This window comes from Vreelandella halophytica, assembly GCF_968193635.1.
In genome coordinates, this window is sequence record NZ_OZ309107.1 from 1,214,960 (window position 1) to 1,230,108 (window position 15,149).

A 15,149-nucleotide genomic window follows, 5' to 3' on the forward strand; every position below is an offset into this window, starting at 1 on the left:
GGGCGGGGATTATACATAGAAGTCGAGGTCTTCCTGATGTTTTAGCAGATCGCGCAGGGTATGGGCGTCGTCGCCCTTGAAGTAAATCAGGCCCCAGTGGGTACCGAACGCGGTGCGCTTGGTGACCGTTTCCTCGAGCGGCGTGGTCAGTTCGTGGGACTCGAAGTAGGGGTGATCCTCGGTCTCTTCGGGAATTTCCAGACGGCTGACCACGCGGCGGCGCGGATAAACGCCGAAGCAGCCGGCGAAGCCATTGGCATCGACCACCTCTTTGGGGAAGAACGCGGCGACCTCCTCCGGAGTGCTTTTCGGGTCGAACACCAGCATCGAAGCCTGATAGGCGTTGAAACCGTACACCCGCTCCAAAAGCTCGAACACCTTGAACCCCGGCGGACGGTAGGCCACTTCGCCAAAGTACATTTCACCGTCGCTGGTGACGAAGTACTCGGGATGGATCAAGCCGAACTCGATATCGAAGGTCTTGATGAGCTTTTCGATCTGGGCGGTGATCTGTGCGCGGTACTTTTCGAGCTCTGGCGATGCGGGCACGAAGACCGAGTAGCCCAGGGTCACGTATTCGGAAATGTTCAAAAAGGCGATTTTACCGTTATGAATCCACGCTTCGACGGCGAATTCCCAGCCATCGAGGTGCGATTCCATCAAGACCGGAAACTCTTCTTCCGGGATGAGATCGACTTCGTCCGGGGTGCGAATGACGCGGTGGCCCAAACAGCCGGCCTTGTCGAAGGCTTTCAAGTGAATCGGGTCGTTGGGGTCGCCGTCGAGCTTGAGCAGCGTCTGGTTGACGCGCTTCAAAAAGCGAATGACGTCGTCTTTATCGTGGGCCTCTTCGAAGATGCCCACGCGGATGCCGCCGAGCTGCGCGCGGCGTTTCATCAGCGCTTTATCGCGTAAAAGCAGCGACTGGCCGTAAAGGCGGGGGTTATCCAACAGCACCGAGTTGATGGCGCCGGCCCACTCGACGGTCTCTTCGAACAGCGGAATGGCGACATCCACGCCTTTGTCCTTCAGGGTTTCGGCGATTTCCAGCGACCGGTCGTTGAGGCGCTCGAAATTCCACGGCACGTGGGGGATGTTGTGCTGCTGGCAGTACTCTTTGGCCCAATCGGGGGCAACCACGATATAGCGGCGGTCGAATTTTTCCGCTGCTTCGATGGCATTAAGGCTCCAACCAAGTAGGGCGATATAACCCTTATTTGAATCCTTTTCCATACTGGTAACTCCTTTGGGGTGAAAAAATACCTGCGCTGACACGACCATACACCACTTGGCTACCCGGAACAGGGCGGCTTGATTACGTGCATCAACGGTACAAAAGCGTTAAACGTGCACGCGGCAGTAAAAGGCAGGCACATGAATATGGTAGTCTAGGTTCGGAGTTTTAACCTTTAAACGGCAAGAGGATAGGGCCAGGATGGCGACCAGGCCGGTCTACCGAGTAGTCGTTCACCAGCAGGGTGAAGTGTGGGATTTATACGTCAGAGAGATCTTTCAAAGCGAACTCTGGGGGTTTATTGAAGTCGAGGAGTTTGTCTTTGACGATGCTTCACGGATGGTAGTGGATCCCGGCGCGGAGAAACTACAGCGCACCTTCGAGGGCGTGAAGCGCAGCTACCTGCCGCTCAATGCCATCGTGCGTATCGACGAAGTCGAGCGCGAGGGCCCGCTGAAGGTCGTCAAAAGCGATACTCGGGTCGCTGAGTTTACGCGTCCTTTCCCGCTGCCTCCCCGCGGCGAAGGGTGAGTATAAAGCCCCGCCCTCGTTCAAGCGGCTGCTATTGGCGTATGTATTTACGATCAGGATTTGATGTCATGCAAGTAAAAAAGTCTCGTTTATTGGGGTGTCTGGCCACCACCGGTTTTTTGTTGAGTACCGTAAGCCCCCAGGTGCTGGCGCAAACCGAGGGTCAGGCGTGGGTGAGTGAAGAGCTGAGCACGTTCGTGCGCAGCGGCCCGACGGACGGCTATCGGATCGTCGGAACGTTGAACGCCGGCGAGCAGGTGGAGGTACTGGAAGAGAGCGGCAGCTACACGCGCGTACGCGGCAACGGTGGCGATGCCGTTTGGGTGCTGAGCGAAGAGCTACAGCAAACCCAAAGCGCCCGTGAACAACTGCCCGAGCTCGAAGAGCAGGTAGAGGAGTTGGCCGACGAACTCGAAGGCATCAACGACACCTGGGAGGAGCGCGTCGCCTCGATGCGCGATACCCTGGAGGTTCGCGAACAGCGCATTGCCGAGCTCGAAGCGCGCAACAGCGAGCTCGATAGCGAAGCCGATCACTCCCGCCAGCAGGTGCGTGCGCTACAGGCCCGCCTGGACACTCAGGAGGAGGATCTTTTGATGCGCTACTTCATGTACGGCGGTGGCGTGGCGGGTGCGGGACTGCTGGTCGGCCTGATCGTGCCGCATCTGCCGCGCCGGCGTAAAAAACGCGACCGCTGGTTTTAAGAGGCCTTGATGGAAAACGCGTGGCGCAAGCGCTGGCAAGAAGGGCGTATCGGCTTTCATCAAGCCTCGACCCACCCGGCACTCATCGAGCACTGGCCGGCCCTTGGCATTGCCAGAGACGCCAAAGTGCTAGTGCCGCTTTGTGGTAAAAGTCTGGACATGCGCTGGCTGGCCGATCAGGGCCATCCGGTGCTGGGCGTGGAGCTTGCCCCGGAGGCGGTCGCGCAGTTTTTAAGCGATTCCCCGGCCGGGGTGTCGCGCTACGAACAGGCCGGGTTCGAGGTGGCCCGTCAGGGCAGTATCGAGCTCTGGTGTGGCGACTTTTTCCATCTGCACATTCGCCAGACGTTCGAACTCGGCGCTTTCTACGATCGCGCCGCGCTGATCGCCCTGGCCCCGGCGGCGCGCCAGCGCTACGCCTTTCATCTTGCCCAACTGATTCCGCCCGGGGCGCGTGGGCTACTGGTGAGCGTCACTCACGAAAAAGAGGGCCAAGGGCCGCCGTTTAGCGTGCCGGAAGACGAGGTGCGAAAGCTATTGATGCCTAACTTCGCGCTGGAACTTCTGGGGAGGGGCGCCGCCGATGCGCGCGGAATGAGCGAGCAGGTGTGGGCGCTCAAGCGGCGCGGGCCAGTGTGACCCGCGCTTTCATGCTTAGCGCGCCAAAAGCCTGGCAAGCTCCGGGTCGCTGAACGCCCGGTTCAGGCCGTCGCTCAACAGGTCGTTGATCATGCGCGTGTTGGTCGCTTCACCGGGTTTGATGGCATAGCCCTGGGTGCGCCGCGAGGTGTAGGTACCCGTGTACGTCGTGCCGCGGTTTTGCGCAATGGCGCGAAACACCGCTTCGATACGCGCCTCGTCCACCAGGGGCTGTCCGCTATCGCCCTGGCCGTAGTGCAGGCTGGCAAGCTCGAGGGTCAGGCTAGGGCCGCCCTGGGCGGGGCTGGTGGTCGGGTTGAAGCCCATTTCCTGAACCGCTCGCTCCGCCTCGGCTTGCAGCCGTGGAATCACTTCGTGGCTATTCACGGTGATCTGAGCCGTGGACATGCTGCCCCCGGCGCGGGTGCCGATCACTTCGCTTTCCCGGGCATCCACCGCGGCCACGCTGACCTGTTGACCCGAACCCACCTGGGGCACCTCGGCGGTGCGCTCCGGGCTGAGCTGAAGATATTGAGGGCTTGCGCAACCGACAAGCAGTACGCCGGCAACCAGCGCTGTGGACAGCGATAAAAAATGACGCCGAAGCATGGTGTTTCTCCGCGATGGCTAAAAGGTGAGTATAGCGTGCGCTGGGGCGCCGGGTACATTCAAACGCCGACGTTTGCGCAAGGCGCTAACAAGAGGACGTTCATGAAACGCAATGAGCTTTTTTCCGTCGCCGAGCCTGCCAATCTACTCCCCCGGGACGGCGAAGCGTTTTACCAGGGCCCGGTGCTCAGCGAAGCGGAGGCCACGCTTTATCTGGCGCGCTGCGTGGAGGAGCTGGACTGGGCCCAGGAGCGGTTGGTGATGTTCGGCCGCGAGATCGTTACAAAGCGCAAGGTTGCTTGGTATGCGGATGCGCCCACCGCCTACACCTACTCCGGCCAAACCAAGGCGGCCAGGCCCTGGCCTGCGTTATTGCTGGCGCTGAAAGCGCAGGTGGAGGCCGAAAGCGGGGCGCATTTCAACTCGTGTCTTTGTAATCTTTACCACTCCGGTGACGAGGGCATGGGGTGGCACAGCGATGACGAGAAAGAGCTCGCCCCGGAAGGTGTGATCGCTTCGCTCACCCTGGGCGGGCAGCGGCGCTTTTCGTTCAAGCATAAGGCAAGCAAGGAGAGGGTGTCGCTCGAGCTGGCTCACGGGAGCCTTTTGATCATGCAGGGCACGACCCAAACCCACTGGTGGCACAGCCTGCCCAAAACCAAAAAAAGCCAGGAGATGCGGGTCAACCTGACCTTTCGACAAATGCAAAACGCCGCTCGATGAGCGGCGTTTTTGGTTAGTCCGAATGCGCCTGCTGTGTTTGGGGGGCATCATCGGCAAAGCGGTGCCAGCGGCGAGGGTGAGCGTAGAGGCGCTGGCCGCGGTGGATGTTTAGCCGCTCGAAATCCGCGTGGCGCACCGTGACAAGCCAGGGGGCGGCCAGCCAGTCGGCCTCGAGCTCCACGCGCACCTCGGCGCCGACCAGCGAGAACGCGGTGATCGTCACCGGCAGGTGAACGCCTTGCTCGAAGGTTTCGCTCAAGCGAACTTCGTGGGGGCGCAGCAAAAGCTCCTCGTCACCGTCGGGGAGATCGACCCGCAAATGCGCGTCGCCGCAGGTGAGTACGCCGCCTCGCACGCGTCCTTCCAAATGGTTGACGTCGCCCAGAAACTCGAACACGAAGCGGTTTTTAGGCGCCCGGTAGAGCGCCTCGGGTGTGTCGATTTGCTCGATACGCCCGTTGCTCATCACCACTACCCGGTCCGAAAGCTCCAGCGCCTCCTCCTGGTCGTGGGTCACGAATACGCTGGTGAAGTTGAGCTCTTCGTGCAGGCGGCGCAGCCAGCGGCGCAGGTCCTGGCGGACCTTCGCGTCCAGTGCGCCGAAGGGTTCGTCGAGCAGCAGTACGTCGGGTTCGACCGCCAGAGCGCGGGCCAGCGATACGCGCTGCTGTTGGCCGCCGGAGAGCTGAGCGGGCAGCCGGTTGGCGAACTGCTCGAGCTTGACCATTTCCAAAAGCCTAAAGACCCGCGCGCGAATCTCGCCTTTGGAAGGGCGCTGGCTGCGCGGCATGACGGTCAGCCCGAAGGCGATGTTGTCGTAAACGCTCATATGGCGAAAAAGCGCGTAGTCCTGAAAGACGAACCCGATGCGCCGGTCGCGCACGTGAACGTGGGTGACGTCGCGTTCGCCGAACATGATTTTGCCCGCACTCGGCGAGCGGTCGGCGTTTTCGAGCCCGGCGATGATACGCAGTAGCGTGGTTTTACCCGACCCCGAAGGCCCCAAAAGGCCCACCAGCTCGCCGTCATGAATGTCGAGGTCGATCGGTTCGAGCGCCTGGGTCTCGCCGAAATGCTTGGCAATATTGTGCAGTTGAATGCTCATGAGAAAGCCTCCCGGCGGGTAGCGCGCCACTGCAAAGCGGCCTTGGCGGCAAGCGTGAGTAGCGCGATCAACGCAAGCAGCGCCGCGCTCGAAAACGCCCCGACCGCGTTGTAATCCTGGTAAAGCTGCTCGAGGTGAAGCGGCAAGGTATTGGTCTGGCCCCGAATGGCACCCGAGACCACCGACACCGCGCCGAATTCGCCCACCGCCCGGGCATTGGTCAGAATGACGCCGTACAAAAGCGCCCAGCGGATGTTGGGTAGCGTGATTCGCCGAAAGACGGTAAAGCCCGAGGCGCCCAGGGTTACCGCGGCTTCCTCTTCCCGCGAGCCCTGGGCCTGCATCAGCGGAATCAGCTCCCGGGCAACGAAGGGGCAGGTGACGAACACCGTGACCATCAAGATACCCGGCCAGGCGAACATCAGTTGAATATCATAACCGTCCAGAAAGCGTCCGATCCAGCCGCCCCGCCCGTACAGCAGCAGGTAGACAAGCCCTGCCACCACCGGCGATACCGCAAAGGGAATATCGATCAGCGTTTGCAGAATCCGCCGGCCCGGAAAGGTGAACCGGGTCACCAGCCACGCCAGCGCCACGCCGAACACCAAACAGATGGGGATGGTCATGAGCGCGATGACGAGCGTCAGACCAATGGCGTGGAGAGTGTAGACATTGCTGACGTTTTGCCAGAACACCGCCACGCCCTGGGAGAACGCCTGGGCGAAAATGGCCACCAGGGGCAGCAGTAAAAAAAGCGCCGACAGCAACACCGCAGCACTAATCAACGAGCGCCGAACGGCCGGCGCGTCACCTACGCGGCGCATTAGCCATTTCCTCCGTGCAGGCGGCGCACAAAGCGCCCCTGCCAAACGTTAATGGCCAGCAGTAGCGCAAGCGAGGTGAACAGCACGATCGAAGCGATCGCCGAGGCCCCGGCATAGTCGTACTCCTGAAGCCGAACAAAGATCATCAACGCGGTGATTTCGGTCTCGTAAGGCATGTTGCCGGCGATGAAGATGATCGCCCCGAACTCACCCAGCGAGCGCACGAAGGCAAGCCCGGTGCCGGTGACCAGGGCCGGCCACAGGTGCGGCATGATCACCCTGCGAAAGGCGACGCTGTCGGTCGCGCCCAGCGCCATCGCTGCCTCGTCGATCTCGGCGGGCAAATCCTCGAGCACCGGCTGCACCGTGCGCACCACGAAGGGGATACTGGTAAACGCCATGGCCAGCGCAATGCCCACCCAGGTGTACGCCACTTGAAGACCGAGGGGCTCGAGCAGCCGGCCCATCCAGCCGTTGCTGGCGTAGAGCGTGGCAAGCGTTATCCCCGCCACTGCGGTGGGCAGGGCGAAGGGCAGATCCATCAGCGCGTCCAAAAGGCGCTTGCCGGGAAACTCGTAGCGCACCAATACCCAGGCCAGCAGCAGCCCGAAGAGCGCATTCACCAACGCGGCCACCGCCGCTGCGCCCAGGGTGACCGCGTAGCTTGCGACCACGCGGCCCTCGGTAATGATCGCCCAGTATTGGGCCAGGCTAAGCCCGGCCAATTGGCCGAATAGGCCAGTGATCGGCAGCAGCAGTACCAGCGAGATAAACAGTACGCTGATCCCCATGGACAGCCCGAAACCCGGCAGCACGCGCGTGCTGCCGGATGACCGAAAGGTTAACTGACGCATATTTGACCGTTAGCGACGCTGAAGCTGGTCGAGCATGCCGCCGCTTTCGAAGTGCGTCTCCATGATGTCGTCCCAGCTGCCGAACACGTCGTCGACGTTGAAAAGCTCGGTTTCCGGAAAGTCATCGGAAAATTCCTCCAGAACGGTTTCATCGTGTACCCGGTAGTTGAAGCCGGCCAGCGTACGCTGAGCCTCTTCGGTGTACAGGTACTCAAGGTAGCCTTCGGCCAGATCGGTATTGCCGTTACGCTCGGCGTTTTCGGACACGACCGCGACCGGGAATTCGGCCAGTACGCTCATCGGCGGTACGATGACTTCGTAATCGTCGCTGCCGTATTCACGGCGGATGTTGTTGACCTCGGACTCGAAGCTGATCAGCACGTCACCGATGCCGCGCTCGATGAAGCTGGTGGTCGCCCCTCGGCCGCCGGTGTCGAACACCGCGACGTTGGCGAGCAGCGTGCGCATGAAGTCCTGAATCTGCTCTTCGTCGCCGTCGAACTCACGGTCGGCAAAGCCCCAGGCCGCCAGGTAAGTGTAGCGCGCGTTACCCGAGGTTTTCGGGTTGGGGAAGACCAGCTCGACGTCCTCTTGTACCAGGTCGTCCCAGCTCTCGATGCCCTTGGGGTTGTCCTTGCGCACCAAAAAAGCGGTGGTGGAGTAGTAGGGCGAGGCGTTGTTCTCGAGCGCGCTCTGCCAGTCTTCGTCGACCAGACCCGCATCGGCGAGTACGTCGACATCGGTCACCTGGTTGAACGTCACGACATCGGCGCGCAGGCCCTGCATGATGGCCCGCGCCTGGGCGGAAGAGCCGCCGTGAGACTGGCTGACGCTCACTTCTTCGTCGTGCTCCTCTTGCCACCACTCGACGAAGTCCGGGTTGATCGCCACGAACAGCTCCCGGGCGATGTCATAAGAAGAGTTCAAGAGCTCGCGCTCCTGGGCCATGGCGGTGCCGGTAGCGCCGGCGGCGGCGCTACCCAGGGCAACGGCCAGCACGGTACGGCTAAAGGGCGCGGATAAAACAGAAGCTAAACGCATCGAATCTTCCTTATCGAAGGTGGGCGATAGTTCGAACGTCAGGCGGGTTATGCTTCAAAACGCTCAGAGCGTTCTTGCCATAGACGTTTTCGCGATAAGACAAGGTTAGTCCTTGGTTTAAGGAATTACAATTGCGTTTAATATTCAATTAAAGAATATGAATGTTCCCGATCCCTTTGTAGCGCTTACCCCTGAGCTTTAGCACGCGCTCTGTTACCATATGCGCTTTATCCGGCGCCTCTTGAAGGCGCAAAGCCGCCTTGCTTCAGGAGCGTTTCATGACCGCGTCCCAAGAATTTTTAATCGCCCCTTCGATTCTATCCGCCAACTTTGCCCGCCTGGGCGAAGAGGTCGACAACGTGCTGGCCTCGGGCGCGGATATCGTCCACTTCGACGTGATGGACAATCATTACGTGCCCAACCTCACCATCGGCCCGATGGTGTGCAAGGCGCTTCGCGCGCACGGCGTGACCGCGCCGATCGACGTTCACCTGATGGTCAAGCCGGTGGATCGCATGATCAGCGATTTCATCGAGGCCGGGGCGAGTTACATCACCTTTCACCCCGAGGCGTCCGAGCATATCGACCGTTCGCTACAGCTGATTCGCGATGGCGGCTGCAAGGCCGGGCTGGTCTTCAACCCGGCCACGCCGCTATCGCATCTGGATTACGTGATGGACAAGATCGACATGGTGCTGTTGATGAGCGTCAATCCAGGTTTTGGCGGCCAGTCGTTCATTCCCGGTACGCTCGACAAGCTACGCGAGGCCCGCGCGCGCATCGACGCCGCAGACCACCCTATCAAGCTGGAGGTGGACGGCGGCGTCAAGGTCGATAACATCGGCGAGATCGCCGCTGCCGGGGCGGATACCTTCGTGGCGGGCTCGGCGATCTTCAGCGCCCACCGCGCACAAGACCCCCACGGCTACGACTCGGTCATCCAAGCGCTGCGCGGCCAACTGCCCGCGCGCTAAACTGCCTGTGCGCTAAACTGCCCCGTGCGCTAAAGAGGAGGTTCGGGCTCAGTGAAGCTTCATTTTGGGCTTAAGGTAGCGGTTTAGCTTATCCACCACCCAGGTGAGCCCGGTTTTGGGCACACCGTGAATCGATACCTGGTGCATACGGTAGAGCGAGGCGTAGGCGTTGCGCGCCATCCAGCCTTCGAGGAACAGCCCGCGGGAGGCGCCGCCGCGCATCAGGTTACCGACCGCATCGTAGCGGGCAAGCGACACCAGCGAGCCGTTATCGCGGTATTTGAACGGCTTCAAGGACTTGCCCGCCAATGCCCTGTCGAGGTTGTCCGCCAGCACGCCCGCCTGCTGGCGCACCGCCTGCGCTCTCGGGGGCACCGTCGAGTCGTCGCCCTGGGGGCAGCTTGCGCAGTCGCCCATGGCGAAAATGCACGCGTCGTCCACGCTCTGCATGGTCTGCTCGACGCACACCTGGTTTTTCTTGTTCACCGTCAGGCCAAGCTCGGTCAGAAAGTCCGGCGCCTTGATGCCCGCGGCCCAAACGTTGAGATCGGTTTCGATCACCTCGCCATCCTTGGTGACGAGCTGGTACTCCTGAGCCTCTTCGATGGCGGTGTCCACGTGAATGTTCACACCCAGGGTTTCGAGCTCCTTGTGAACGGTCTGGCTGACCCGCTCGGATAGGGCAGGGAGCACCCGGGGCGCGGCTTCGATCAGATGGACGCTGATCTGATTGTCGTCCACGTGGGTCACATCATAGGCGTTGAGCAGGCGGGTGATATCCAAAAGCTCCGCGGCAAGTTCGACGCCGGTCGCGCCGCCGCCCACGATCCCCACGCTCAGCGTGGTGTTCTTTCTAAGCCGTGGGTCGGTATAGCGCAGGAACGTGTTGATCATGTCACGCTGAAACGCCTTGGCCTGGTCCGGCGAGTCGATGAAGTGGCAGTACTCGGCCACGCCCTTCGTGCCGAAGTCGTTGGACACGCTGCCCAACGAGAGCACCAGGTAGTCGTAGGTGAGGGTGCGTTCGGGCAGCACCTCTTCGCCGTCTTCGTCCAGGATGGGCGCAAGATCGAGGGTTTTGCTTTCGCGGTCGAGCCCGGATAGCGAGCCGCGCTGGTAGCGGTAGCCATGGGCGCTGGAGTGGCCACGAAAGTCGACCTCATCCATGGTGGAGTTCAAAACACCGGTCGCCATCTCGTGCAAAAGCGGCTTCCATACGTGGGTGGCGTTGCGGTCCAGCAACACGATCTCGGCACGCTTTTTCTTGCCAAGCGTTCGTCCCAGGCGCGTCGCCAGGGCCAGGCCCCCCGCGCCACCGCCGACAATCACAATCCTTGGTATGGCCATTGATGTCTCCTTGGCAAACGTATCCCTCGCAAACGGATTTCTTGCAGATTCGTTGCATGCAAACTCATTGCGAAAAGGCTGGCTCTAGCATAGAGGGTTCTGATGAATCTGACGAATGCCTGGCTTGCAACATCCGTCATTTCAGAGAGAAAAATCTTAACGTCGTTTGATAAACGCGCCATCCTTGGGTCGGCAACATTCATCCTTTAACGAGCATCAGGGAAGTCGACCAATGCACGCGATTTTAACGGACAAACAGCTTATCGCCTTCGACCTGGACGGCACGTTGATCGATTCCGTGCCGGATCTTGCGGTGGGCGTACAAAAGGCCCTGGAAGAGGTGGGCTTGGTAGCGCCAGACGAGGGGCAGGTACGCGATTGGGTCGGCAACGGCGCTTTGGTGCTGGTCGAGCGCGCGCTTACCTGGGCGCTTGACGAGCCGCCGGAATCGACGCTTTTGCATACCGCCTTCAATGCCTTTATGCGCCATTACGGCAATGCGCCTTACGCGCGCACTACCCTGTATGACGACGCGTTCGAGGCGCTGACTGCGCTCAAAGAGGCCGGGTTTGTACTGGTATTGATCACCAACAAGCCCGAGAGCTTTATCGCGCCTATTTTGAGCCACTTCGGGCTTTTCGAGCATTTCGCCCTCTGTATCGGCGGCGATACGCTGGCCGAAAAAAAGCCGCATCCGTTGCCGCTTCTACACGCCGCCAACACCCTGGGCGTAAAGGCCGGCGCCTGCGTGATGGTGGGGGACTCCAAACACGATATCGAAGCGGGTAAGGCGGCGGGCTTTACGAGCGTGGCACTGCCCTACGGCTATAACCACGGTGAGCCGATCGAGGCGAGCCGCCCGGATTTGTGTATCGAAACCCTTGCCGCCCTTATCGATTAGGGGGGCTTTATTCGGGGCGGGCGCCGCCCAGCGCCTTGTGAAGCAGCTCGGCGTTGTAACCCAGCATCGCCGGGTAATTATAAGCGGGGCCGTCCGAATCGCCGAGCGTATCGACGTAGAGCGGGCCGGCCAACGCAATGTTGCTCTCGCGGGAAAGCGCGTCCATGTGGATATAAGGCGTGGTGCTCTCGAAAAACAGCGCCGGCGGGCGGGTTTCGCTCAGCCGCTCGCTCATCGCAGCCATGTCGAAGGCGCTGCCTAGCCGTTCGTTGTTGCTTCCCCAGATAGCGGCGTACTCGAAGCCGAACGCCCGGGCGAAATAGCCCATACCGGCTTCGCTGGTAAACAGCACCCGGTTGGTTTGCGGAATACCTTCCAAACGCTCGCGAAGGCGCTCGCTCAACAGCGTCAGCGACTCCCGGGCTTGTTCGGCGCGGGCGCCGAACGCCGCCGTTTTCTCCGGGTAGTGCTCGCTAAGCGTTTGCGCGATGACATCGATGTAGGCGATGGCGCCGGCCGGGTCCATCCACATGTGCGGGTCGACACTGCCTGCGTACTGGCCCGCCTGGACGGGGAGGCCCTCGAAATCGGCGCGCTCGGCCACCGCCTTCAGGCGAAGCCTTTGGTCGGCCATCGCCTCGACGTGTCTAAGCCAGGGCTCGAGGCCGTAGCCGTTGTAAAAGACGATATCCGCCTCTTCGATCGCCAGTACGTTGGGCGGGGTCAGCTCCCAGCGATGCACGTCCTGGCCGGGAGGCACGATGGTCACAACGCTGATATCGTCGCCGGCGATACGGCGCACCAGATCGCCGATCACTGAAAACGAGGCAATCACCTTGAACGAGGGGGCGGCCTTGGCGGGCAGGGTCATCAACATTAGACCGGCCACCAGCAGGCACCCCAGGAGTGCTCGTTGCTTCATTACATGTATCCCTTGATAAAAAAACGGCCGATCATAGTGATTGCGCTAACGGGTTACCAGTTCCTTTCGCGATGCTATCGATTTTCTTGACGTAAAAGGGCGGGCAAAGCGTGCCATGATCGTGCCGCTGCCCCTGCACCCCGTCGTCCGGTTAGGGTATCATCGTTTTTAACCGATTGATTAGTTGGATGGGGTAAGTGTGGCGACAGCGCAGCACAAACAGCGTGTACTCATGATCGATAACTACGATAGCTTCACGTACAACATCGTTCAGTACCTGAGTGAGCTTGGCGCCGAGGTGATCACCTATCGCCACGACGCGATCACCCTCGAGGCGATCCGCGCGCTTGAGCCGTCACATCTGATGATTTCGCCAGGCCCTTGCACGCCCAACGAGGCGGGCATTTCGCTTGCGGCTATCGAGCACTTCGCCGGCCAGCTGCCGATTTTAGGGGTGTGTTTGGGCCATCAGGCGATTGGCCAGGCCTTCGGCGCGCGCGTGGTGAGAGCGCCGCGCGTGATGCACGGCAAGACCTCGCGTATCGAGCATACCGGCCAGGGTGTTTTTCACGCGCTCGACTCGCCTTTGGAAGTGACTCGCTATCATTCGCTAGTAATCGAGCGCGAAAGCCTGCCCGACTGCTTCGAGGTCACGGCCTGGACGACGAAGGCGGACGAGACGCCGGGGCTGATCATGGGGTTTCGCCACAAGACCCTTGATCTCGAAGGGGTGCAGTTTCATCCTGAGTCGATTCTGACCCGCCAGGGCCACGCGCTCCTGGCCAACTTTTTACAGCGTACCTGATCGCTACACATTCACGTTTAGAGGCTTGTCTGCTCATGCAAATGCGAGACGCCATCAACGCGGTCATGCGCCGCGAAGATCTATCTTTTGACGCCATGCGCACGCTGATGCACCAGATCATGACCGGCGAAGCCTCGGACGCGCAGATCGGGGGCTTGCTGGTTGGGCTCTCCATGAAGGGGGAGAGCGCTACCGAGATCAGCGCCGCCGCCCAGGTGATGCGCGATCTGATGCACCCGGTCATGCTCAGCGCCGAGAACGTGGTGGATATCGTCGGCACCGGCGGCGACGGGGCGAATCTTTTCAACGTGTCCACCGCCTCGAGCTTCGTGGCCGCCGCCGCCGGGGCGCACGTCGCCAAGCACGGCAACCGCAGCGTTTCGTCCTCTTCGGGAAGCGCGGATCTTTTCGATATCGCCGGCATCTATTTGGACTTGTCACCGCAGCAGGTGGCGCGCTGTATCGAGCAGGTTGGGGTGGGGTTCATGTTCGCGCCCAATCATCACCCGGCGATGCGCTACGCGATCGGCCCGCGCCGCGAAATGGGCGTGCGTACGCTGTTCAACATTCTGGGCCCGTTGACCAACCCCGCCAGCGCCCCCAACCAGGTGTTGGGCGTCTATGCGCCAGAGCTCGTTGCGCTAATGGCCGAGGCGCTCAGAAAACTGGGGAGTCGCCACGCCCTGGTGGTGCACTCCGAAGACGGCCTCGACGAGATCTCGCTGGCCGCGCCTACCCGGGTGGCCGAGCTAAAAGACGGCGCTATTCACGAGTACACGATCACCCCGGAAGAGCTCGGTATCGAGCGCCAAAGCCTGGCCTCTTTGAAAGCGGCCACTGCCGAGGATAGCCTGCGTTTGGTCAAGGCTGCCCTGGTGGGCGACGGCCCGGAGGCGGATATCGTCGCGCTCAACGCCGGCGCGGCGCTTTACTGCTCGGGTGTCGCGGACACCTTGAAAGAAGGGGTTATCGTTGCCCAGGACGCCCAGGCCTCCAAACTGCCGCTCGAAAAGCTCAAGGAGCTTTCACACTTCACCAGCGTGTTTAAAGGGTAATGTTATGAACCACCAGGCCACGCCGACCATTTTGACGCGTATTCTCGAGCGCAAAGACCAGGAAGTCGCCACGCGCCAAAAGGCGGTTTTAGAAGCGGATTTGCTCGCGCTTGCCGAAAAGCAGAGCGCGCCGCGCGGTTTTATCGACGCCCTGGACCGGCGTATCGCGGCAGGCGAGGCGGCGGTGATCGCCGAGGTGAAAAAGGCCTCGCCCTCGCGCGGGGTCATACGCGAGGCGTTTGATCCCGCCGCGATTGCCCAAAGCTATGAGGCGGGCGGGGCGGCGTGTTTGTCCGTGCTCACCGACGCCGACTTCTTCCAGGGCCACGAGGACGACCTGATCGCGGCGCGTCAGGCCTGTACGCTTCCGGTGATTCGCAAGGACTTCATCACCCACGCCTACCAGGTCACCGAGGCCCGCGCCATCGGCGCCGACTGCATCCTGCTGATCGTGGCAGCCCTCGATGATGCGACGCTCAAGGCGCTGCACCAAAAGGCCGGCGAGCTTGGCATGGACGTGCTGGTCGAGGTACACAGCGCCGAGGAGCTGACCCGGGCGCTGGCGCTGGATTTAAAGCTGGTGGGTATCAACAACCGTAACCTGCACACCTTCGAGACCGATCTCGATACGACGCTGTCGCTTTTAGCGCGCGTGCCCCAGGGCGTCACGGTAATCACCGAGTCCGGTATCCTGGATCGGGATCACGTGGCCAAAATGCGCGACAACAAGGTCAACGGCTTTCTGGTCGGCGAGGCCTTTATGCGTCAGGACGACCCGGGCCTCGCGCTTAACCAGCTTTTCTTTTAAAGGCCATTTTGAGGCTACTTTCGCCATCCTTGGCGAAAGACCCTCGCTCCGTACCCTGCACGTATCGAGGACC

The 15,149-nt window shown here is 61.1% G+C and carries 17 protein-coding genes; 9 read left to right on the forward strand and 8 right to left on the reverse strand.

What is annotated here, in order from left to right:
• Nucleotides 1-9: 9 nt before the first annotated feature.
• Nucleotides 10-1,233 (reverse strand): ATP-grasp domain-containing protein, encoded by a 1,224-nt coding sequence (locus tag ACWHXT_RS05715; protein ID WP_447957571.1) that lies wholly within the window; start codon nt 1,231-1,233, stop codon nt 10-12.
• Nucleotides 1,234-1,435: 202 nt separating this feature from the next.
• Here ACWHXT_RS05715 and ACWHXT_RS05720 point away from each other — a divergent pair, with 202 nt between their 5' ends.
• The 3 genes from ACWHXT_RS05720 to ACWHXT_RS05730 all read left to right on the forward strand — a co-directional run bounded on the left by ACWHXT_RS05720 (nt 1,436) and on the right by ACWHXT_RS05730 (nt 3,108).
• Nucleotides 1,436-1,765 carry a DUF1820 family protein gene (locus ACWHXT_RS05720; protein WP_447895565.1) on the forward strand — a complete coding sequence of 110 codons (330 nt, stop codon included), beginning with the start codon at nt 1,436-1,438 and terminating at the stop codon, nt 1,763-1,765.
• 68 nt (nt 1,766-1,833) lie between these two features.
• Nucleotides 1,834-2,469, forward strand: coding sequence for a TIGR04211 family SH3 domain-containing protein (locus ACWHXT_RS05725; protein WP_447928538.1), 636 nt, complete (start codon nt 1,834-1,836; stop codon nt 2,467-2,469).
• A gap of 9 nt (nt 2,470-2,478) precedes the next feature.
• Nucleotides 2,479-3,108, forward strand: a complete 630-nt coding sequence (locus ACWHXT_RS05730; RefSeq protein WP_447957572.1) for a thiopurine S-methyltransferase — start codon at nt 2,479-2,481, stop codon at nt 3,106-3,108.
• Between the two features lie 15 nt (nt 3,109-3,123).
• Here ACWHXT_RS05730 and ACWHXT_RS05735 read toward each other — a convergent pair whose 3' ends face one another.
• Nucleotides 3,124-3,717 (reverse strand): YajG family lipoprotein, encoded by a 594-nt coding sequence (locus ACWHXT_RS05735; RefSeq protein ID WP_447957573.1) that lies wholly within the window; start codon nt 3,715-3,717, stop codon nt 3,124-3,126.
• A gap of 102 nt (nt 3,718-3,819) precedes the next feature.
• Here ACWHXT_RS05735 and ACWHXT_RS05740 point away from each other — a divergent pair, with 102 nt between their 5' ends.
• A complete protein-coding gene (locus ACWHXT_RS05740) occupies nt 3,820-4,440 on the forward strand; it encodes an alpha-ketoglutarate-dependent dioxygenase AlkB family protein (protein ID WP_447957574.1) in 621 nt (206 codons plus the stop codon).
• Between the two features lie 13 nt (nt 4,441-4,453).
• Here the strand turns inward: ACWHXT_RS05740 and ACWHXT_RS05745 are convergent, their stop codons facing one another.
• The 4 genes from ACWHXT_RS05745 to cysP are packed head-to-tail and all read right to left on the reverse strand — an operon-like array spanning nt 4,454 to nt 8,264.
• Nucleotides 4,454-5,545 (reverse strand): sulfate/molybdate ABC transporter ATP-binding protein, encoded by a 1,092-nt coding sequence (locus tag ACWHXT_RS05745; RefSeq protein ID WP_447895570.1) that lies wholly within the window; start codon nt 5,543-5,545, stop codon nt 4,454-4,456.
• Nucleotides 5,542-6,369 (reverse strand): sulfate ABC transporter permease subunit CysW, encoded by an 828-nt coding sequence (gene cysW / locus ACWHXT_RS05750; RefSeq protein WP_447957575.1) that lies wholly within the window; start codon nt 6,367-6,369, stop codon nt 5,542-5,544. Before cysW ends, ACWHXT_RS05745 begins: the two co-directional genes overlap by 4 nt.
• Nucleotides 6,369-7,223, reverse strand: a complete 855-nt coding sequence (gene cysT, locus ACWHXT_RS05755) for a sulfate ABC transporter permease subunit CysT (protein WP_447957576.1) — start codon at nt 7,221-7,223, stop codon at nt 6,369-6,371. Before cysT ends, cysW begins: the two co-directional genes overlap by 1 nt.
• Before the next feature lie 9 nt (nt 7,224-7,232).
• A complete protein-coding gene (gene cysP / locus ACWHXT_RS05760) occupies nt 7,233-8,264 on the reverse strand; it encodes a thiosulfate ABC transporter substrate-binding protein CysP (RefSeq protein ID WP_447957577.1) in 1,032 nt (343 codons plus the stop codon).
• Nucleotides 8,265-8,542: 278 nt separating this feature from the next.
• Between cysP and rpe the strand changes: the two genes are divergently transcribed.
• Entirely contained in the window at nt 8,543-9,238 is a 696-nt protein-coding gene (gene rpe, locus ACWHXT_RS05765) for a ribulose-phosphate 3-epimerase (RefSeq protein ID WP_447957578.1), read from the forward strand.
• 48 nt (nt 9,239-9,286) lie between these two features.
• Here rpe and ACWHXT_RS05770 read toward each other — a convergent pair whose 3' ends face one another.
• Nucleotides 9,287-10,585, reverse strand: coding sequence for an NAD(P)/FAD-dependent oxidoreductase (locus ACWHXT_RS05770; protein ID WP_447957579.1), 1,299 nt, complete (start codon nt 10,583-10,585; stop codon nt 9,287-9,289).
• A gap of 232 nt (nt 10,586-10,817) precedes the next feature.
• Here ACWHXT_RS05770 and ACWHXT_RS05775 point away from each other — a divergent pair, with 232 nt between their 5' ends.
• Nucleotides 10,818-11,486 carry a phosphoglycolate phosphatase gene (locus ACWHXT_RS05775; RefSeq protein WP_447957580.1) on the forward strand — a complete coding sequence of 223 codons (669 nt, stop codon included), beginning with the start codon at nt 10,818-10,820 and terminating at the stop codon, nt 11,484-11,486.
• A gap of 7 nt (nt 11,487-11,493) precedes the next feature.
• Here the strand turns inward: ACWHXT_RS05775 and ACWHXT_RS05780 are convergent, their stop codons facing one another.
• Complete coding sequence (locus ACWHXT_RS05780; RefSeq protein WP_447957581.1) at nt 11,494-12,408, reverse strand: metal ABC transporter solute-binding protein, Zn/Mn family; 915 nt, start codon at nt 12,406-12,408, stop codon at nt 11,494-11,496.
• Between the two features lie 232 nt (nt 12,409-12,640).
• On the opposite strand from ACWHXT_RS05780, the gene ACWHXT_RS05785 reads away from it, so the two are divergent.
• From ACWHXT_RS05785 to trpC, 3 genes are read left to right on the forward strand one after another with little or no spacing between them, the layout of a single operon-like run.
• Nucleotides 12,641-13,213: an anthranilate synthase component II gene (locus ACWHXT_RS05785; RefSeq protein ID WP_447957582.1), complete on the forward strand. Its 573-nt coding sequence runs from the start codon at nt 12,641-12,643 to the stop codon at nt 13,211-13,213.
• Between the two features lie 35 nt (nt 13,214-13,248).
• The gene (gene trpD, locus ACWHXT_RS05790; protein WP_447957583.1) at nt 13,249-14,268 is read left to right on the forward strand and encodes an anthranilate phosphoribosyltransferase; all 1,020 of its coding nucleotides are present in this window, start codon (nt 13,249-13,251) and stop codon (nt 14,266-14,268) included.
• 4 nt (nt 14,269-14,272) lie between these two features.
• Nucleotides 14,273-15,076, forward strand: a complete 804-nt coding sequence (trpC, locus tag ACWHXT_RS05795; RefSeq protein WP_447957584.1) for an indole-3-glycerol phosphate synthase TrpC — start codon at nt 14,273-14,275, stop codon at nt 15,074-15,076.
• The last annotated feature ends 73 nt before the right edge of the window (nt 15,077-15,149 follow it).